Source organism: Paenibacillus sp. FSL R10-2788 (assembly GCF_038003885.1).
GTDB classification, from domain to species: domain Bacteria; phylum Bacillota; class Bacilli; order Paenibacillales; family Paenibacillaceae; genus Paenibacillus_AQ; species Paenibacillus_AQ odorifer.
The window spans coordinates 6,471,251-6,490,210 of sequence record NZ_JBBOQA010000001.1 but is presented as its reverse complement, the minus strand read 5'-3'; the positions used below and the strand labels follow the sequence as shown (position 1 = coordinate 6,490,210).

20 protein-coding genes are annotated in these 18,960 nt (G+C 36.5%); all 20 read left to right on the top strand.

Annotated features, from left to right (window positions below):
* Positions 1-3: 3 nt before the first annotated feature.
* The 20 genes from flgL to NSQ50_RS28795 all read left to right on the top strand — a co-directional run bounded on the left by flgL (position 4) and on the right by NSQ50_RS28795 (position 18,882).
* Entirely contained in the window at positions 4-921 is a 918-nt protein-coding gene (gene flgL, locus NSQ50_RS28890; RefSeq protein WP_036678463.1) for a flagellar hook-associated protein FlgL, read from the top strand.
* A 14-nt stretch (positions 922-935) separates the two neighbouring features.
* Positions 936-1,502: a DUF6470 family protein gene (locus tag NSQ50_RS28885; protein WP_051491021.1), complete on the top strand. Its 567-nt coding sequence runs from the start codon at positions 936-938 to the stop codon at positions 1,500-1,502.
* A gap of 131 nt (positions 1,503-1,633) precedes the next feature.
* Entirely contained in the window at positions 1,634-2,080 is a 447-nt protein-coding gene (gene fliW, locus NSQ50_RS28880; protein WP_036678469.1) for a flagellar assembly protein FliW, read from the top strand.
* Between the two features lies 1 nt (position 2,081).
* Complete coding sequence (gene csrA / locus NSQ50_RS28875; protein WP_036678471.1) at positions 2,082-2,324, top strand: carbon storage regulator CsrA; 243 nt, start codon at positions 2,082-2,084, stop codon at positions 2,322-2,324.
* Positions 2,325-2,567: 243 nt separating this feature from the next.
* Entirely contained in the window at positions 2,568-3,386 is an 819-nt protein-coding gene (gene hag, locus NSQ50_RS28870; RefSeq protein ID WP_036678474.1) for a flagellin Hag, read from the top strand.
* Between the two features lie 145 nt (positions 3,387-3,531).
* On the top strand, positions 3,532-5,400 hold the full coding sequence (locus tag NSQ50_RS28865; protein WP_340949854.1) for a glycosyltransferase: 1,869 nt from the start codon (positions 3,532-3,534) through the stop codon (positions 5,398-5,400).
* Positions 5,401-5,462: 62 nt separating this feature from the next.
* Positions 5,463-8,783 (top strand): glycosyltransferase, encoded by a 3,321-nt coding sequence (locus NSQ50_RS28860; protein WP_051491022.1) that lies wholly within the window; start codon positions 5,463-5,465, stop codon positions 8,781-8,783.
* A gap of 49 nt (positions 8,784-8,832) precedes the next feature.
* Complete coding sequence (gene rfbF / locus NSQ50_RS28855) at positions 8,833-9,609, top strand: glucose-1-phosphate cytidylyltransferase (protein WP_036678681.1); 777 nt, start codon at positions 8,833-8,835, stop codon at positions 9,607-9,609.
* Entirely contained in the window at positions 9,597-10,685 is a 1,089-nt protein-coding gene (gene rfbG / locus NSQ50_RS28850) for a CDP-glucose 4,6-dehydratase (protein ID WP_036678683.1), read from the top strand. Before rfbF ends, rfbG begins: the two co-directional genes overlap by 13 nt.
* Positions 10,682-11,911, top strand: coding sequence for a class I SAM-dependent methyltransferase (locus tag NSQ50_RS28845; RefSeq protein ID WP_200870208.1), 1,230 nt, complete (start codon positions 10,682-10,684; stop codon positions 11,909-11,911). The genes rfbG and NSQ50_RS28845 overlap by 4 nt, the downstream gene beginning before the upstream one ends.
* A 1-nt stretch (position 11,912) precedes the next feature.
* Positions 11,913-12,443 (top strand): dTDP-4-dehydrorhamnose 3,5-epimerase, encoded by a 531-nt coding sequence (gene rfbC, locus NSQ50_RS28840; RefSeq protein WP_036678482.1) that lies wholly within the window; start codon positions 11,913-11,915, stop codon positions 12,441-12,443.
* A gap of 36 nt (positions 12,444-12,479) precedes the next feature.
* The gene (locus NSQ50_RS28835; protein WP_036678485.1) at positions 12,480-13,007 is read left to right on the top strand and encodes a GNAT family N-acetyltransferase; all 528 of its coding nucleotides are present in this window, start codon (positions 12,480-12,482) and stop codon (positions 13,005-13,007) included.
* A complete protein-coding gene (locus NSQ50_RS28830; RefSeq protein WP_036678488.1) occupies positions 13,004-13,717 on the top strand; it encodes a WbqC family protein in 714 nt (237 codons plus the stop codon). Before NSQ50_RS28835 ends, NSQ50_RS28830 begins: the two co-directional genes overlap by 4 nt.
* On the top strand, positions 13,710-14,447 hold the full coding sequence (locus tag NSQ50_RS28825; RefSeq protein WP_036678490.1) for a cephalosporin hydroxylase family protein: 738 nt from the start codon (positions 13,710-13,712) through the stop codon (positions 14,445-14,447). Before NSQ50_RS28830 ends, NSQ50_RS28825 begins: the two co-directional genes overlap by 8 nt.
* 6 nt (positions 14,448-14,453) lie before the next feature.
* On the top strand, positions 14,454-15,587 hold the full coding sequence (locus tag NSQ50_RS28820; RefSeq protein WP_036678492.1) for a DegT/DnrJ/EryC1/StrS family aminotransferase: 1,134 nt from the start codon (positions 14,454-14,456) through the stop codon (positions 15,585-15,587).
* 229 nt (positions 15,588-15,816) lie between these two features.
* Positions 15,817-16,212, top strand: coding sequence for a flagellar protein FlaG (locus NSQ50_RS28815; RefSeq protein ID WP_036678495.1), 396 nt, complete (start codon positions 15,817-15,819; stop codon positions 16,210-16,212).
* A 14-nt stretch (positions 16,213-16,226) separates the two neighbouring features.
* Positions 16,227-17,711 carry a flagellar filament capping protein FliD gene (fliD, locus tag NSQ50_RS28810; RefSeq protein WP_036678497.1) on the top strand — a complete coding sequence of 495 codons (1,485 nt, stop codon included), beginning with the start codon at positions 16,227-16,229 and terminating at the stop codon, positions 17,709-17,711.
* 21 nt (positions 17,712-17,732) lie between these two features.
* Positions 17,733-18,122: a flagellar export chaperone FliS gene (gene fliS / locus NSQ50_RS28805; RefSeq protein WP_036678499.1), complete on the top strand. Its 390-nt coding sequence runs from the start codon at positions 17,733-17,735 to the stop codon at positions 18,120-18,122.
* Complete coding sequence (locus NSQ50_RS28800) at positions 18,103-18,450, top strand: hypothetical protein (protein WP_235219409.1); 348 nt, start codon at positions 18,103-18,105, stop codon at positions 18,448-18,450. Before fliS ends, NSQ50_RS28800 begins: the two co-directional genes overlap by 20 nt.
* 234 nt (positions 18,451-18,684) lie before the next feature.
* Positions 18,685-18,882 (top strand): cold shock domain-containing protein, encoded by a 198-nt coding sequence (locus NSQ50_RS28795; protein ID WP_019915069.1) that lies wholly within the window; start codon positions 18,685-18,687, stop codon positions 18,880-18,882.
* The last annotated feature ends 78 nt before the right edge of the window (positions 18,883-18,960 follow it).

Here is an 18,960-nt window from a genome sequence, read left to right as displayed (position 1 = left end):
CGTATGTTGAGAGTAACCTCTAACATGATGAATTCACAGCTTCTGCTTAACTTAAATCGTAATGCACGTACAATGAACGATACACAGTTACAGCTTTCCAGCGGACGCAAAATCAACAAGCCTTCCGATGATCCAGTAGGGATCACGTATTCCCTGCGCTACCGTGCGGAGCTTTCCTCTAATGAACAATATACTAAGAATGTAGATAGCGCACTTTCATGGCTTGATTTCAATGATACAGTTCTAGGACAGGCTGGAGATGTCGTTCAAAAGATCCGTGAACTGACTGTACAAGCTTCGACAGGTACTAATCCGCAATCCGCACTGGACAGTATCAATGCAGAAGTGATGCAACTAAAAGAGCAGCTTGTGGATATCGCTAACAGTACACTAAATGGTAAATATATCTTTAATGGTGAGCAATACACCACCAAACCATATGATTTTGCTAAAGGTGCAGATGGAACTTACGATGTTTCTAAAGCAATTACTACGGATACTGGGCAGATTCAGTTCATTGTGGGTGAAGGTGTCCGTTTGCCAATAAGTACAACTGGCAATGATGTGTTCGGGAATACCGGGGATGCGGACAATTTGTTTGCAATCATTAATAATCTTTCTGCAGGATTAAAGGCTGGCGATCTCACGGCTATTTCGGGCCAACTTGATGTAATTGATACGCGTATGGAATCCATTCTGACTGCCCGTTCTGAGATTGGAGCCAAAACCAATCGTGTAGAACTAATGCAGGAACGTCTGAGTGACTTAAATGTAAACCTGACTGATTTACAGGCAAAGACAGAAGATGCCGACTACGAGGGTTTGATTATGGAGTCAAAGATTCAGGAGAATATTTATAATGCTTCCTTGTCTGTGGGCGCGAAAATTATTTCCACAACTCTCGTAGACTTTATCAGATAACGGAGGTGGTTTTTGTGCTTCAGCCGATATTGCAAATACGTCAGTCTCCTGCAGTAATTGGTATTGATGCTGATCTAGGCACATACTCGATTACTCAGCCTAAGGCTGAGGTCGATATAACAACCACTCCGGGGAAACTTACGGTCCAATCTTTTAGGCCAGAGCTTACCATAGATCAATCTCGTGCATGGGCAGCCTATAATGGTGGCAATATGCTCGATATGAACAAAAGAATATACTCAGGTATTCAACATTTGTATCTTCAGGGTATTGCAAAAAAGGTCGAGCAAGGTAATCGAATGGCTCAATTTTTCAAGCCTGGAAATACTATTGCAGAAGTATATGGAACAGATACCGAACCAAATTCTTTTCCAGAGATTCGCGGACCGGCATCATTTGACAATGTAGATATTCATATAGAAACGAGAGCACCACAAATTGATTTTCGAGCCGCAAAAGTGAATATTCAAGTAGAAAGACATGATCCCGAAATTGAATATACTCGTGGCAAGTTAAATATTTATATGCAGCAATATGCTTCTATTCAGTTTATTCCACCTGAATTGAATGTCCAATTGTAGCTTCTTAAGCTATAGATGTGCCATTAAGCGCTTCTATAGCTTTTGTGTTTTGTATTTTTAGCTATATATAATTTTAGTGAATTTTATAAGAAGTTAGTTTTGCACAGCAAAACTTTTAAGGAGTGAACAACTTGATTATAGAAACGCTGTCTTGGGGGAAACTTGAAGTAGATGAAGAGCAGTTATATCACTTCCCCAAAGGATTACCTGGATTTGACGAAGAAACAAATTTTGCTTTGATCGCGATGGCGGAGACACCCTTTTGGTATTTACAGTCAATTAGCAATATGGAGTTATCCTTTCTGTTAGTTGATCCTTTTGTTTTTTATCCCGCTTATGAATTTGAACTGCCGGATGATGAGGCGGAAGAGCTAGAGATCAGTTCTGATGTAGTTATCCGCTGTATTATTACTTTAAAAGAGCATGTTGAACAGTCTACGATTAATCTTCTTGCACCTATTGTATTAAATCCTGTAGGGCATTCTGGTAAACAAATCGTATTACATAAAGCGCCTTATCATACGAAGCATAGCCTACTGCAAGAGCAACCAGTTATCGATGGAAAGGATGGTGGATGATATGCTCGTACTTTCCCGAAAAAAAGGGGAGTCCATTGTCATTCAAGATCAGATCGAGCTGACAATCTTAAGCGTGGATGGTGACACAGTAAAGGTTGGTATTTCTGCACCAAAGCATGTCGATATTTTTCGTAAAGAGGTATATCTCTCGATCCAAGAGGCTAACCGTGAGTCCGTCGCTCCTCAGCAGTCAGATCTGAATGCATTGATCCATCGACTTCGTGGTGTGAATAAGAATGAATAATTGACATGTAGCATACACATAATCCAGAACCTGGGACTGTTTAATCGCGGACTCGGGTTTTAAATTTTATTTTGGAGAATTTAACCAAGAAATTTCAAAAAAAATTCGATTTGCTCTAAATAGTTGGGTGCATACCGTCGATATATGTATTAGACGCTGAGCCAGCAGGGCGGCCGACCTTAATGGATCAGCGTTTACCACATGGATGTGGAACTAATTTAATTTCAGGGAGGAAATATTATTATGATTATCAATCACAATATCGCAGCAATGAACACACACCGTCAATTGGGTACTAACACTACGAACACTAACAAAGCTATTGAAAAATTGTCTTCTGGTCTTCGTATTAACCGTGCGGGTGATGATGCTGCAGGTTTGGCAATTTCCGAAAAAATGCGTGGTCAAATCCGTGGTTTGGATATGGCTACTAAGAATGCTCAAGATGGTATTTCTTTGATTCAAACTGCTGAAGGTGCGCTGAACGAAACACACAGCATCCTGCAACGTATTCGTGAACTGTCTGTACAATCAGCAAATGATACGAATACTGATACTGACCGCGCTGAGCTTCAAAAAGAAGTAGATGAATTGACTAAGGAAATTACCCGTATCTCCAGTGACACTGAATTTAACACTAAGAAATTGCTGACTGGTGGCGTAACCAGTGCTGTCTTCCATATTGGTGCTAATACTGGCCAAGCTATTACATTGGCAATCGGTAATATGGATGCTGGAGCAACTGGACTTGGATTGCAATCCGTTGCAATCGGAAGTCAAGCAGGTGCGAACTCGGCATTGGCTATTCTTGATACTGCAATTTCTAAAGTTTCTACAGAACGTGCTAAACTGGGTGCTAACCAAAACCGTCTGGAACACACCATCAACAACTTGGGAACTACTTCTGAGAACTTGTCTGCTGCTGAATCCCGTATCCGTGACGTTGACATGGCCAAAGAAATGATGAACCAAACTAAGAACAACATTCTTGCTCAAGCTGCTCAAGCGATGTTGGCACAAGCGAACCAACAACCACAAGCAGTACTTCAATTGCTTCGTTAATAGCAGAACAAACAAAGGAGCCTTCGGGCTTCTTTTTTTTGTGCTCCTTTTCCTAATTACAGGGATCATCAAGTCCGATATATATAATAACAACAACTAGTAGTAATGAGAGGATAATCTTATGTCGAAGACAATTTCTTTATGCATGATCGTTAAGAATGAAGAGAAGTACTTGTCTAGGTGTTTAGAGAGTGTATGCAATAAAGTGGATCAGATAATTATAATAGATACTGGATCGACTGATAATACAATGGAAATTGCCAAGAAGTATACGAATGAAATTTATCATTTCACTTGGGTTAATGATTTTGCTGCAGCAAGAAATGAATCGATAAAGTACGCAACTTCTGATTATATTCTTATATTAGACGCTGATGAGTATCTTGATCCAACTGCAGATCTACAAAGGGAGATTTCTAGCGCATTTGATTATTATTTTATTAGAATCATTAATGAAATGTCATACGGAAGAACACTTAAACATACGGCTATACGGTTGTTTGCTAATCACAAAAAGCTTGTCTATCATAATCGCCTGCATGAGCATTTAAATGTAATGGATGATAATAATGATTATAAAGGAACATCTGGAGAATTAATCGTATATCACACAGGATATATAAATGAAGTAATTCAGGATAAAGACAAGAAACAGAGGAACTTGCCATTAATGCTGGATGAGGTGAAGGAAAACCCGACTGGTTACAATTTATTTAATATGGGAAAAACATACATGTGGTTAGAGGAGCATGAGAAAGCGATCCCTTACTTTCAAAAGGCTTATTCTTTAAGCAAGAACTTGATCATTATACCGGAAATCATTGTTTCACTATGCTCATGTTTGAAGGAATTGCACAGATATGAAGAAGGACTGCAGATTTTAAAGGATGCGATTCCTCTTTACCCTCAAGAAACAGATATGAGATTTGTGCAAGGATGTTTGTATATGGAGTCAGGATATACTAAGGATGCTATTATGGCTTTCGAAAAATGTCTGGAACTAGGCGACCAAGGAATTACAGTTACTGAAGGGAATGGCAGTTATATAGCGCGTTTTAAAATGGCTGAAATTTATGAGGGGGAATTTCAACTAACAAAAAGCTATGATCAAATCATTCAAGCTTTTCAAACTAAAAAGTCCTTTGCCCCAGCTTTAATTAAATATTTTGAATTGGTATCAAAGGCTAATATTTCTTCTGAAGAAGTATATCAGAATGTAAATATGGTTTATAACGTCTCCAGTATAACTGAACTGCAATTGTTATTGGATTCGTTATATAACGTGCGTCACCCATTACTAAATAAATTTTTAAAAACTTACAAGGGTGTAAATGTACAATCTTTTGTACTAGCCACCGCAGCTGAATACGATAAGGATTATGAACAAGCTAAAGAGCTTTGGTTGAAAGTATCTTTAAACGAAAGTTATCGGTCAGATGTAATACTGCTGGCATTTATATTAAGAGATATAGAATTATATAACCTTGTCGTTCCATTGTTCAACTTAAGCAACAAAGAGGCTAAAACTCTAAAGGGTATTATTTTAAATGAACCGGTGAACAAGATAGTTTTGAATTCGGCAATTGAAGAAATTATTTTATCAATCATTACAAAGCTAATTGTTTTGCAGGAATTTGATTTATTCGAACAATTAACAAAAGTATTGCTATCAAGCAATAATACGGCTATTAAATGTAGACTATGTGAAATTCTTATATCCTACGGGTTTATGGAGGTTGCTATTGACATGTTAGCGCAATGTTTCAAAGAAGAACCGAACAATATATCGGTACTTCGCTTATTAGGGGATTGCTGTTTAAGGGTTGGTTATCTTGAAGATGCCCAGTTGTTTTATTCCGAGTTGCTTAATTTGAACTCAGATTACTCAACCTATGAAAGATGTTATGACTTGTATGAGAAATGCCAAGACGTCCAGGGTATGAAAGTAATAAAAGGAGAAATTAAGAAATATTTCCCGCTGGCAGAGTGGATTAGGGGATTTAATGTTCTGTAACTCTTCAAACACCTTATATATAACTTACCTGAAAAAAATGCTGCTTGGAGATGAGATGAAAAGTGACCAACAACTATAATAATCTTGAACAGGAGAAAAAGTTATTTAAAGATAATATAGAATTCCTTATTAGTAGTGGAGACATAGAGAATTCTAAAAAACTAATTAAGGAATATGAAGCTATAGAAAAATACGATGTTGATATCTTAAGCATGAAGGCTGTTATTTTCATTATAGAAAATAAACTGGATGATGCAGAATACTTACTCTTGAAAGGGATTAAATTAGATCCTGAAAATAAAGATGTGTTATTTAATCTGGCGTATATATATGAGACTAAAGGAGAAATCCAAAAAGCAATTAACTTCTATTGGTTGGTCTATAAGATGATTGATGATTTTAATCAAAGAAATGAAATTAGAAATACTTTGCTAAGACTAAAAACGATAGTTAACACCTCAGAAAAGAAATTTATTATCCTTTCATCCTGTCCGTGGGGAGGGGTGTTGCAAAGACCTCACCAAATCGCCAGGGCCCTATCCAAGCTAGGTTATGTGGTTGAATATGTTCAACCAACCATTCAGGTAACTTCATCAGATGCCGCAGTAGGTATTGAGGAGCGAATGGAGCTAAGTCGTAACCACGCTAGTGCAATTGAATTAATAAATATTCATACACCTGTTTTAGTTAATGATAATTATATTCTAAATAACTATAAGGAAATAGTTCAAGAGTTAATTGATACCTCAGATGAAGAGGTTATAATCTTATGTTATTTACCGTCCCAAGTGAATATAATAAATCAACTTACTGGTGATTTTCGAGTAGTTTACGAGTGTGTTGATGATCATAGCGATTTAGAGTATTCGTACTGGAGCAACAAACATGATCGAGAATATGAGTCCTTATTGCTAAGTAGAGCGGATATTGTAACCACAACTAGTTCCGCGCTGTATTTGTTAAAGGGTATGTACAAAGATAATGTCTACCTTTTGAATAATGCAGTTAATATTGAAGACTTTAGTGGAAATAGAAGCGATGGTATACCTGAAGATCTCGCCAATATACCCGGACCAAAAGTATGTTATGTTGGGGTGGTCGATCGTTGGTTCGACGAAGACTTATTTTATAGGCTAGTACGAAATAATAAGGATAAGTCATTTGTTGTTATAGGGCCTGTCAAAGATGGGATTTTGTCAATTAAAGAGAACAATCTATTTATCCTTGGTGTGAAAGAACATAGTGAATTAACAACATATCTGAGAGTTATGGATGTAGGAATTATACCTTTTAAAGATGATGTAGATATAGTTGTTAATTGTGATCCAATAAAGATGTATGAATACGTAAAGAGTGGATTACCAGTGGTAGCAACCAATATTCCTGAACTGATTGTTGATCTGGATTTCGTTAAAGTAAGTAATGGAATAGAGGAGTTTAACCAGTTATTAAATGAGGCTGTTAAAATAAAGGTTGATCTTCAAGAACAAAATAAGTTTATTAAAGAAAATACTTGGGAACTAAGATGTAAATGTTTATTGGATATTTTAGATGGAAAAAAAGAGAAATACACTAAAGAAAAGGTAGTTCCACTGTTAAGAAAAAAATGGTGGGAATTTATAAGTAATGGCAAAAATCCTTTGTTGGAATCTTTATACTCTCTTACCTTTGCTGAAACTGATATTAAGAAGTATTTTGATCTGGCTAAAGTCGCTTATAATTGCTTAAAGGTACCATTTACTACAAATAATTTTATTTACTCTTCTGTACTAAATAATCACATAATAGAGTGTGCAGAGACTATTCTGAACGATGTTAATCTACAAAATGTCGAACGAGCAGAAATTTTATTCCTCCTTGATAATAAGGAAGTAGAATTACTTAAAGTCAGGTTGCTTCACATTGCAAAACAGTATATTCGTGTTAAAGAACTTATTACAGCTTATATAACAGATAGTGATCAGTATTATCTATATAGTCTCGGTAATTACTGTTTCGATATCGGATTCTACGATCAAGCTGTGAATGCATATGAGATGCTATCAACCAGTGGGGAAGGCTTATTACTTAAGAGTCCCTACTTTAATAAGAATATGTGCGACATGTTAATAGAAAATGGAAAGATTATTGAGAGTAGAAAGTATAAGGAAGAAGAAAACGCAGTAATAAAAAAATATATTTCAATAGCTAATAGTCAAATTAAACAGAGATGTAGATTCAGTGTGGTTATACCAACTAGAAATAGTCATAATGTACTTAAATATACGCTAAAGACTTGCCTTGATCAGAAATTTGAGGACTATGAAATTATTATTAGTGACAATAGTAGTAATAATTTAACTATGGAATTAATAGAAGAATTCAGTGATCCTAGAATAAAATATTATAGAACTGAACGAGAACTGGCAATGACAGAAAATTTTAACTTTGCAATTTCGAAGGCAGAAGGAGAATACATTCTGGTATTGGGCTCTGATGATGGTTTGTTACTTCATGCGCTGAACACGTTAGATAATATTTTATATACATTAGATACCAAAATACTTCATTGGAATCCTGTTTTTTATGCTTGGCCAGACGTAAAACTCAAAGGATTAGAAAACTGCCTTTATATTCCGAAAACGACAGTAGGTAAAATAAACCAAGGTGTTTTTAACTATAGTGAGTTAATAGACAATATTTCAAATTTCGAAGTACCTTATAATGTAATGCCTATGTTATATTGCAATGCGGTAGTGCATAGAGATTTGGTGTTCCAACTGAAAAAGTTAACTGGTAATGTATTTAATGGACTTAGCCCAGATGTTTATTCAGGGTTTGCTCTAGCGTGTACACAGGAAAAATATGTTTCTATTGACATACCTATAACCATTGGAGGATCTTCAGGTAAGAGTAATGGTATAGCTAACTCGAATCCGAACCAAGATACTGAATCAAAAGAAATACAAGAGGATTATTTAAAACTAAATAATGTTGTGAAAATGGATCGATTTAAAGTTATTCCTGATGTACCAAATGTTGCAGTTGCAGTTGCAGAATCTTTATTTACTATAAAAGAATTATTAGAACCCTACAGCCGGAATTTTAGTTTAAATAGGAAAAAAATGATACAAATATGTGCAGAAGGACTTGACAATGCAGATATTGAGTTTCCAATCTATACACAAAGAATTTATGAAAGTCTAGAGGATGATCCAGTCCTTTTGGAATGGTTTGTTAAAAATTATATTAATAATTTTGATTATAGTAAAAATAAGCAGGCTTCGAAGGGATATCAAAAAGGTTTCACTGCAACTGGAGACCTTTTGTTAGATTTGAGTGACTTTAACATTTCCGATGTTTATGGTGCTGCAGAAATTTACAGGCGCGTTACTGGATGGTAAGGGGAAAGTCTGCACGTTGAATCTAGACTAGCATGGGATGTGGAAAATTATGAAAGCAGTTATCTTAGCAGGTGGTTATGGTACAAGGATAAGTGAAGAAACACATCTAAAGCCTAAACCCATGATTGAGATTGGTGGTAAGCCTATCCTTTGGCATATTATGAAGACATACTCTCATTATGGAATTAATGATTTTATTATATGTCTTGGGTATAAGGGTTATATGATTAAAGAATACTTTGCTAATTATTACCTGCATATGTCAGATGTGACTTTTGATATGCGAGATAATAATATGAAGATACACAATAATACCAGCGAACCATGGCAGGTAACTCTCGTGGATACTGGACTGGAAACAATGACTGGCGGTAGATTGAAAAGAATAGAAAAATATATTGAAAATGAAACATTCTGCTTTACGTATGGTGATGGGGTTTCGAATGTAAATATTAATAAACTTATTAAGTTTCATCGGCATAACGGAACAAAGGCTACTCTAACTGCCATACAGCCTCCTGGACGCTTTGGGGCAATAGACATTTTGCAGAACAACAGAATAACCAGCTTCGAGGAAAAGCCTCAGGGAGATGGGAGCTGGATAAATGGAGGTTATTTTGTTCTTGAACCCGAAATTTTTGATTTAATTGAAAATGATACTACAGTTTGGGAACTTGATCCCCTAGAGAGATTAGCAAGAGATAATGAGTTGTCGGCATTTAAACATAATGGATTTTGGCAGCCTATGGACACTTTGAGAGACAAAGTGAAATTAGAGGAAATATGGGATACAAGAGAAGCTCCTTGGAAGGTATGGGAATCATGAGGTCATTTTGGGAGAATAAAAGAGTCTTAATTACAGGGCATACTGGGTTTAAAGGTAGCTGGTTATCACTTTGGTTGCAGAAACTTGGTGCACAAGTGACAGGGTACTCGCTAGCCCCCCCAACCATGCCCAATCTTTTCACTCAAGCTGATGTGAAGAATGGAATGACTACAATATTTGGGGATATTGGCGATCTATCCTTATTAAAAAAAACAATTGCTGAGTTTGACCCGGAAATCATATTTCATATGGCAGCGCAGTCTCTTGTAAGAAAATCATATCAAGAACCGGTAAAGACATTTTCGGCGAACGTGATGGGTACGGTGAACCTTTTTGAAGCAGCTCGTAGTGCTGTAAATCTACGTGTCATCATTAACATTACGAGCGACAAGTGTTATGAGAATAAGGAATGGCAATGGGGATATCGAGAAATAGACCCAATGGGGGGGGATGATCCTTACAGTGCAAGTAAAGGTTGTGCGGAGCTAGTAACGGCAGCCTACCGGCGCTCTTTTTTTCCAAAGGAAAATTATGATCTGCATAAAGTAGCTATTTCCAGTGTGCGAGCTGGTAATGTAATTGGCGGAGGAGACTGGGCTGAAGATCGTATAATTCCCGATCTAGTTAGATCAATACAATCTAATGAGCGTCTAGTGATTAGAAATCCTCATTCAGTTAGACCATGGCAGCATGTATTAGAACCTCTTTATGGATACTTACTGTTAGCTGAAAAAATGTGGAATAATGGTACAGAATATGATGATTCATGGAATATAGGCCCCTCTGATAATGACGCTATCTCAGTAGAAGCTCTATTAAATTTATTTCAAGAAGCATGGGGACAAAAATTAAAAATTTGTGTGGATGATGGAAATCATCCACACGAAGCCAACTATCTCAAATTAGATTGTTCTAAAGCAAGACAGCAATTGGGTTGGACGTCTAGACTATCTATTGAACAATGTATGCAATGGGTTGCAGCATGGACTCGTGCATACTTGCAAGAGGAGGATATCCGCGATTTTACAATAGACCAGATATCATCCTTTGAGGAATTAATAAAGGAGCATAAATGATGCAGACCTGTCGTTTTTGTGGTGAAATAGTTACTCAGAATTTTGTGGATTTAGGGATGTCTCCACTCTCAAATTCTTTTATTAAACCAGAGAATTTATATGCAGCAGAAACTTTTCTGCCACTGCATGCATTTGTATGTAGTCATTGTTATTTAGTTCAACTTGAAGAGTTTGAAACACCGGATCATATATTTCAGGATTATGCATACTTCAGCTCTTTCTCCCAAAGCTGGCTTATGCATGCACAGCAGTACGTTGACAAGATGATGTCAGAATATCCAATAAATTCAACTTGCCGTGTTGTTGAAATTGCAAGCAATGACGGCTATTTGCTTCAATATTTCAAGGAGAATAACGTGCCTGTTTTGGGTGTTGAGCCTGCAAGAAATGTCGCTCAGGTTGCTATTGATAAAGGAATAGCGACTATTTCTGAATTTTTTGGCAAGAGTCTAGCTTTAAATTTAACTGAACAAGGAAAACAAGCAGACCTCCTTCTTGGTAACAATGTACTTGCTCACGTCCCTGATATTAACGACTTTATAGCTGGAATGAAAATTTTGTTGAAGCCTAGTGGGATAATCACGATGGAGTTTCCACACCTGTTAAGATTAATAGAAGATGTGCAATTTGATACGATTTATCACGAACATTTTTCTTATCTTTCTCTAACCACTGTAAACAGATTATTCGTTGTACATGGTTTGAAACTATTCGATGTAGAAAAAATCAATACACATGGAGGATCCTTGCGCATTTATGTAAAGCATTCGGAGGATTCCACAAAGCAGATCTATCAACGCGTGCAGAACTTATTGGATGAAGAAGAAGAAGCAGGACTTAATCGGATTGAAACCTACAATGATTTTTCGGACAGAGTCAAACAAGTTAAACGTAATCTACTAGAACTTTTGATTAGTTTGAAAAATGAAGGGAAATCAATTGTAGGTTATGGAGCACCTGCAAAAGGAAACACTCTGTTCAATTATTGTGGGATTAGGTCTGACTTTGTAGACTATACTGTGGATCGCAGTCCTTATAAGCAAGGATTGTTTCTACCAGGTACTCATATTCCAATCCACTCCCCTGAGATGATCCAAGAAACCAAGCCGGAATACGTACTTATTCTGCCTTGGAATTTAAAAGAAGAGATTATGGGACAATTATCGTATATTCGGGAATGGGATGGAAAATTTATTGTTCCGATCCCTGAAGTAACGGTTATATAAGATGATATTTCACGAAACGAATTTAAAAGGTGTATTTGAAATTGATATACAACCGATTGAAGATGAACGGGGCTTTTTCGCCCGAACTTGGTGTGTCAATGAATTTGAAAAACATGGGATAAATTCGAAGTTTGTTCAATGTAATATTTCCTTCAACAAAAAGAAAGGTACACTCAGAGGAATGCACTATCAATCAGCACCTTATGGGGAAATGAAGTTAATCCGTTGCATTAAGGGTTCGATATATGATGTGATCATTGATTTACGTCCTGATTCTTTAACCTATAAAAATTGGTGTTCAGTTTTTTTAAGTGAAAACAATCGAAAAATGTTATATATTCCAGAAGGATTTGCACACGGTTTTCAGACATTAGAGGATAACACAGAAGTTTTTTATCAGATGGGTGAGTTTTATCATCCAGAAAGTGCAAGGGGTATTCGGTGGAATGATCCAACTATAGGTATAGAATGGCCTATTAATGATTTGATTATTTCAGAGAAAGATAAAACCTATCCAAATTTTTCAAGCTAAAAGGTATATTTCTTTTCGCCACTGGGGAGGAATAGTATGCTAATTGGATCAAAAATAAAGCTTCGCGCGCCTATTTCAACAGATATCGATTTCCTGTTCAAATTACGAAATGATTTCGAAATACAAATGTCACTAATGTCACTTCCCAGAGCTAACACTAGGGAACGAGTTAATACTTGGATTGCTGGAATCCTAAACGACCCGGATTGCGTTTTTTTTATTATTTCAGAGTATCTAACAGACAAGCCAATGGGCTTCATTCAGCTTACAAAAATGAACTTCATACATGGAACAGCAACGCTTGGGATTTGCTTGGGTAATCATGGACAGGGTAAGGGGAATGCAAAGGAAGCTTTTATGTTGCTTTCTGATTATGCCGCAAATGTATTTGCTATAAGAAAGATTCAATTGGAAGTTATCTCAAGTAACACTAGAGCAAAACGGTTTTACGACAAAATAGGTTTTAGAAAAGTTGGTATAAGGAGAAAAGATTTTTATCAAAACCAACTGTATCATGATGTTCTGATAATGGAAAAATTCTTACATGAAGAGGATATAAAATGAAAAAAGTCGTCATTTCTCAGCCGATGTTCGCCCCTTGGCTAGGATTATTTGAACAAGTAAAACTAACGGATATTTATGTTCACTTGGATGATGTGCAGTTTCCTCAAGGTAGAAGCTTAACGAATCGAGTTCAAATAAAAACACCACAAGGTCCTAAATGGTTAACGGTCCCCGTTCAACATCAGGGAATTGAATTAATTAATAATGTACTAATTGATAATACTCAGAACTGGAAGGAGAAGCACTTAAATATCATTAATTCTAATTATAAGAAGACACCATATTTTAAAGAAATGTTAGAGATTATTGAACTATCATATTCGTTTCCGACAGACAAATTATCGGAATTAAACATTTTCATGATTGAAAAGATTGCCGATTATTTTGGTTTACATCCAATCTTTGTACGTTCATCTACATTAGGTATTACTTCGAAAAGTACAAATCGTTTACTAGAAATTGTTAAGAATTTTAATGGTGATACTTATATTACAGGTCATGGAGCTCGAAATTATCTGGATCATGAGTTGTTTGAGAATAACAATATTAAAGTAGAGTATATGAATTATAATAGATCGTCCTATCCACAGTTACATGGGGATTTTGACGCGCACGTTTCCTCTCTGGATTTAATTGCTAATGTAGGGAGGAAAGGAGAGAAGTTTATTAATTCTCAGACCAAACAATGGAGGGATTTTATTAATGAATGAGATAAAAAAATTTCAAGAAGAAGTAAAATTGAATATTCAAAAAATGAGTGAAGACCAAGAATTGCAATTATTAAGCAATAAATGGATTGAGGAAATATCTCCTTATAAATATTCTTACAACTTTTCTTGGATGGGTAGACCTATAATTCAGTTTCCTCAGGATATTATCGCTTTACAAGAAATTATATGGTCAGTACGCCCAGATTTAATAATAGAAACAGGGGTTGCTCATGGTGGATCCATTATTTTTCATGCCTCAATGCTTGAGTTATTGGGAGGAGACGGCGAGGTAATCGGTATTGATATAGATATTCGTAAACATAATAGATTAGAAATTGAGAATCATCCTATGTATAAGAGAATCAAATTATTAGAAGGATCTTCTACCGATGAAGGCCTCATAAATAAAGTTAAAGAAATAGCTAAAGATAAAAAAAATATAATGGTCATACTTGATTCTAGCCATACACATCAACACGTATTGGAAGAGCTAAAACTTTATTCTTCTTTAGTGACCAAAGGAAGTTATATAGTGGTTCTTGACACCATTATAGAGGACATGCCAGAAGATTCTTTCCCTGATCGCCCTTGGGGGAAAGGGGACAATCCGAAAACTGCTGTATGGGAATTTTTGGTGAATAATGATCGCTTTGAAATTGATAAGGCAATTCAACATAAGCTTCTGCTAACTGTTGCACCTGACGGATATTTGAAGTGTGTGGAGGACTGAAGACTAATGAGCCATCTTGGAAGAATTCCTGTGTCAGGTCCTTGGATAACGAATAAGGAAATCGACTATGTAACAGACGCTGTGACCAATGCATGGTATGATAATGCAAACAAGTATAACCAAAAGTTTGAGGAGGCATTTGCTTCGTATATAGGTACGAAGTATGCAATTGCTTTGCCCTCATGTACTTCAGCTATTCATTTGTCCCTCCTAGCACTGGGTGTTGGGCCAGGTGATGAGGTTATCGTACCAGATGTAACCTGGATAGCAAGTGCTGCCCCTATTCAATATGTAGGGGCTACTCCGGTGTTCGCAGATATAGATGAGAATTCATGGTGCTTGTCAGCTCACAGTTTCGAGAATAAGATAACGGATAGGACTAAAGCGGTAATACCGGTTGATTTGTATGGGAATATGGCTAATTGGGATCAAATTCGGAGTGTTGCATTAAAACATAAAATTGCAGTTATCGAGGACGCTGCCGAAGCCTTAGGGAGTGAGTATAAGGGTAAAAAGGCAGGTTCTTTGGGAGACGTTGGCGTCTTTAGTTTTCACGGTTCAAAAACATTAACCACAGGGGAGGGTGGAATGTTGGTGACCGACCGAGTTGATATTTATAACGATTGTCTATTTTTGCGGGATCACGGGCGAAAGCCAGGTGATAAAATGTTTTGGAATACAGAGGTAGGTTATAAGTATAAAATGAGCAGTATGCAAGCGGCTTTAGGATTGGCGCAACTAGAGAGGGTAGAAGAAATAGTTAGTAGGAAAAGAGAAATTTTTTCTTGGTATGAAAGTCAACTGCTTGATTTAAGTGATATACAATTAAATTTTAATGACCCATATGTCAAGAGTAGTTACTGGATGATTACGGTTATTTTGAACAAAGAGCTTGGTCTCAATAAAGAGACTTTAATTTCAAAATTGTCAGATCAGAATATAGATTCTCGACCATTTTTTTATCCTTTGAGTATGCTTCCAGCGTTTAAAGAGTTAGGTTCGGTACAGGAATCTCAGCGGAACAATAGAAATTCTTATTCAATCTCGCCATGGGGAATTAATCTACCTAGTGGTTTGAACTTAACCAAAGATCAAGTTGGATACATATGCGATAAACTTATTAAAATAGTAAAAGAATAATAAATTTTTCTTATGGCTTTTGGGGACTCCAACTAGGATTCCCCATTTTTATTAGTGTTATATATTATAGACTCTACACGCTATTCATGAAAGGCACAGTTTATTCAAATGCTTAGTTGTTATTCTAGAATAGAAATGTTCTTATTTTACATTGGTTTTTTGTTTAAGCTATTCATAACCATAGGTTTTAAGCCGATAATTAAGTTAAATCGATTAACGGAGGTTGACAATGAATCTGCAATTTTCGCTTAATACAAGTACGGCCAATAATAAGGTTAGCACTGGCAGGCAATACAGCGATAACAATGCGGCATATCAGGTGAATTCTCAACTATTAAATACAGTCAAAAGCGGATCTGAACTGACTAAACTTGAGACCCAAGGGATATCCATCCCTATCGGAGAGGAACAATTGATTCGAAATATTGATCGAGCCGTTAAAGCTCTGCAAGGACCAAGCACATCTTTAGAAATTAGCATACATGAGAGAACTCATTCAGTGATGGTAAAAGTAATGAATAAAGAAACAGGAGAATTGATTCGTGAAATACCGCCTGAAAAAACATTGGACCTAGTAGCGAAAATGATGGAAATTGCAGGAATTCTAATAGATCAACGTGTATAAGGAGGAGTAGAGAAATGGTTCTTAGGGTTAATGGCTTTTCATCAGGAATGGACATTGATAGTATTGTCAAACAAATGATGTCGGCAAAAAGACAGCCTTTGGATAAGCTTAATCAGCAGAAAACTCTGTTAGAGTGGCAAAGGGACAGTTATCGTGAGCTTAACAGTAAACTTGTAGATTTTAAAGTTAATAAGTTAAGTGGTTGGAACAAAGAATCTCAAATGAATGTGCAAAAGGCAGTAGTGAGTGGAAATACTCTTGCGGTAAAGGCAGAGGCAAATGCTGATGCTAATGGAGTAGAAATGAATGTTCAGGTAACGAAACTAGCTACAAAATCTTCTTTGGAGTCAACCACACAGCTTACTACTAGTTCATCCGAAAAAGCAACGATTAGAACAAAATTGAGCGACATGCTAGGTGCGACTACTCCATTAGAATTTAAAGTTGATGGAGGGGTCACTCTTACTTTTACTGATGAGGACACCTTATCCTCAGCGATTAGTAAAATTAATAGTAGTTCAGCTGGTGTGACGGCAAGCTTTGATGAGGTGAGTGGACGGGTTACTATTTCGGCAAAAGAATATGGGGCTGACAACGTATTAGAGAAGAATAAGTTGAGCGGTTCTTTTTTAAGTCTAATGAATGTTGGTGCTTTGAAAAATGCGGAGAACGCTGAAGTTTATATTTCTAGTGGTAAGCAAGGAAGTACGGAAACCCCTGTTAAATATACTCCATCTTCTAACACATTCACGGTCAATGGCACTCAATTAACTTTGCAAGGCTTGTCTGGAACAGCTGGAAATACAACGATTACTACACAGACAGATCCAACTAAAGCTATTGAAACCATTAAATCTTTCGTGGAAGCATATAATGAACTTATTAGCTTATTCACTAAAAAAACAGACGAGAACAAGTATCGTGATTTCACGCCATTGACATCAGAGCAAAAGGAAGCGATGAAAGAGAGTGAAATCACAACATGGGAGGAAAAGGCAAAAAGCGGATTGCTAAAGAATGATGCAATACTCAAGTCTACAGTTTCTGACTTTCGATCCGTTATAACTTCTAAGCTTGGAGATCTTAGTTCATTTGGGATTACTACAGGACAGTACTTTGAGAACGGTAAATTATATATAAATGAAGAAAAATTAAAACAAGCATTGACTGATAATCCGGAAAAAGTTACATCCTTGTTTCAGACTTCTTCTGGAGGTTCGGGTATATTTACAAGTCTTTCAACCTTAGCCGATAAAGCTCTGGATAAAATTGTATTGAAGGCGGGCACATCTAAATTCTCTGCGGATATAAATAGCACATACAAAACTGAGAGTGTTATGGGAAGACTTCTGAAGGATTATAATTCCCGAATTGATGCGTGGGCTGACAGATTGACTGATATGGAAACCAGATATTATAAGCAGTTTACTGCTATGGAAACTGCAATGAGTAAGTACAATTCCCAATCAAGTAGCTTATCAAGCTTTATGTCTAGCTAGTAAGAGAAAAGGGTGACACAAATGATAAATTCTCCTTATGAAAAATACCGTCAGTCATCGGTAAAAACATCGACCCCTTCACAGTTATTGATTATGTTATTTGATGGAGCGATTAGATTTGTAAGGGCGGGTATGGAAGGAATCGATTCAGTTGACTATCAAAAGACAAATATTAATCTGGGGAAAGCGCAAACAATTGTTAGTGAATTGATGTCGACACTGGATCCTACCTATGATATATCTAAAAGTTTGAATGATCTATACGAATATATAAATCATTTGTTGATTCAAGCTAATGTGAAGAAAGACAAGGTACCTGCAGAAGAGGCGCTACAGTATTTGACTGAGTTTCGAGTAACTTGGTTAGAGGCGTCAAAGCTGGTACCAACACATGAGAAAACCCATGGATAATTGTATCTTAGAGTTAAATAAGATTACTCAAGATATTATCATTAGACTAGATAATTGTTCATATGAAGAATTAACTGATTTCGTCGAACAACGTCAAAATTTGATAGATCAACTCGAACAGCATGTGAAAAAACAGTCGATCGGTGTAATCCAGCAGTATCAGTTACGAGAGTTGTTGGAGACCGATCCTATGATAATTGCAAGAATGCAACAACTTAAAAGCGAGGCAGCTAAGTGGCTTCAACAGAGAGAACAGGCCAAAACCCAACGCAACGCCTACGAGGCCGCCTACACCCCAGACAGTTTTCTTATGGATCGCAAAAAATAATTTATCGGTGTTTCACTATAGGAGTAGACGGGTATTAAATACCGTCTGCTCCTTTTTTTGATCATTGTACCGCATCTATTTCTTGTTTATGGAAAATTTAATAGTTTATTTTACGTGGTAAATTATTGAATGTAAACATTTTCTTTTCCAATTGACAATAAAGAAGTTACGGTGGTATAGTCGAATTGTGAGCAAGACTCACGTTCATCTGATGACGAAGGGAATGTTTAATCAATGGAAGGTAAAGTAAAATGGTTTAACGCAGAAAAAGGTTATGGTTTTATCGAGACTGCAGACGGTGGCGACGTATTCGTACACTTTTCCGCGATTCAAACTGATGGTTTCAAGACATTGGATGAAGGTCAATCCGTAGAATTCGATATCGTTGAAGGTGCACGTGGACCACAAGCAGCTAACGTAATCAAATTATAATCATCCGGCGAAGCCGAACTACATATAAGTAGATGGTTAGCAATTTAGACAGCGCTAGCAGGGATCTTGGAATCTTCC

Excerpts from the sequence above, each read along its gene's own strand:
- rfbG (WP_036678683.1), top strand. The coding sequence starts at position 9,597 with ATGGGAATCATGAGGTCATTTTGGGAGAATAAAAGAGTCTTAATTACA.
- NSQ50_RS28800 (WP_235219409.1), top strand. The coding sequence starts at position 18,103 with ATGAGAAAACCCATGGATAATTGTATCTTAGAGTTAAATAAGATTACT.
- NSQ50_RS28820 (WP_036678492.1), top strand. The coding sequence starts at position 14,454 with ATGAGCCATCTTGGAAGAATTCCTGTGTCAGGTCCTTGGATAACGAAT.
- flgL (WP_036678463.1), top strand. The coding sequence starts at position 4 with ATGTTGAGAGTAACCTCTAACATGATGAATTCACAGCTTCTGCTTAAC.
- rfbC (WP_036678482.1), top strand. The coding sequence starts at position 11,913 with ATGATATTTCACGAAACGAATTTAAAAGGTGTATTTGAAATTGATATA.
- NSQ50_RS28815 (WP_036678495.1), top strand. The coding sequence starts at position 15,817 with ATGAATCTGCAATTTTCGCTTAATACAAGTACGGCCAATAATAAGGTT.
- NSQ50_RS28825 (WP_036678490.1), top strand. The coding sequence starts at position 13,710 with ATGAATGAGATAAAAAAATTTCAAGAAGAAGTAAAATTGAATATTCAA.
- hag (WP_036678474.1), top strand. The coding sequence starts at position 2,568 with ATGATTATCAATCACAATATCGCAGCAATGAACACACACCGTCAATTG.
- csrA (WP_036678471.1), top strand. The coding sequence starts at position 2,082 with ATGCTCGTACTTTCCCGAAAAAAAGGGGAGTCCATTGTCATTCAAGAT.
- NSQ50_RS28865 (WP_340949854.1), top strand. The coding sequence starts at position 3,532 with ATGATCGTTAAGAATGAAGAGAAGTACTTGTCTAGGTGTTTAGAGAGT.
- NSQ50_RS28795 (WP_019915069.1), top strand. The coding sequence starts at position 18,685 with ATGGAAGGTAAAGTAAAATGGTTTAACGCAGAAAAAGGTTATGGTTTT.
- NSQ50_RS28830 (WP_036678488.1), top strand. The coding sequence starts at position 13,004 with ATGAAAAAAGTCGTCATTTCTCAGCCGATGTTCGCCCCTTGGCTAGGA.
- rfbF (WP_036678681.1), top strand. The coding sequence starts at position 8,833 with ATGAAAGCAGTTATCTTAGCAGGTGGTTATGGTACAAGGATAAGTGAA.
- NSQ50_RS28835 (WP_036678485.1), top strand. The coding sequence starts at position 12,480 with ATGCTAATTGGATCAAAAATAAAGCTTCGCGCGCCTATTTCAACAGAT.
- fliD (WP_036678497.1), top strand. The coding sequence starts at position 16,227 with ATGGTTCTTAGGGTTAATGGCTTTTCATCAGGAATGGACATTGATAGT.
- fliS (WP_036678499.1), top strand. The coding sequence starts at position 17,733 with ATGATAAATTCTCCTTATGAAAAATACCGTCAGTCATCGGTAAAAACA.
- NSQ50_RS28845 (WP_200870208.1), top strand. The coding sequence starts at position 10,682 with ATGATGCAGACCTGTCGTTTTTGTGGTGAAATAGTTACTCAGAATTTT.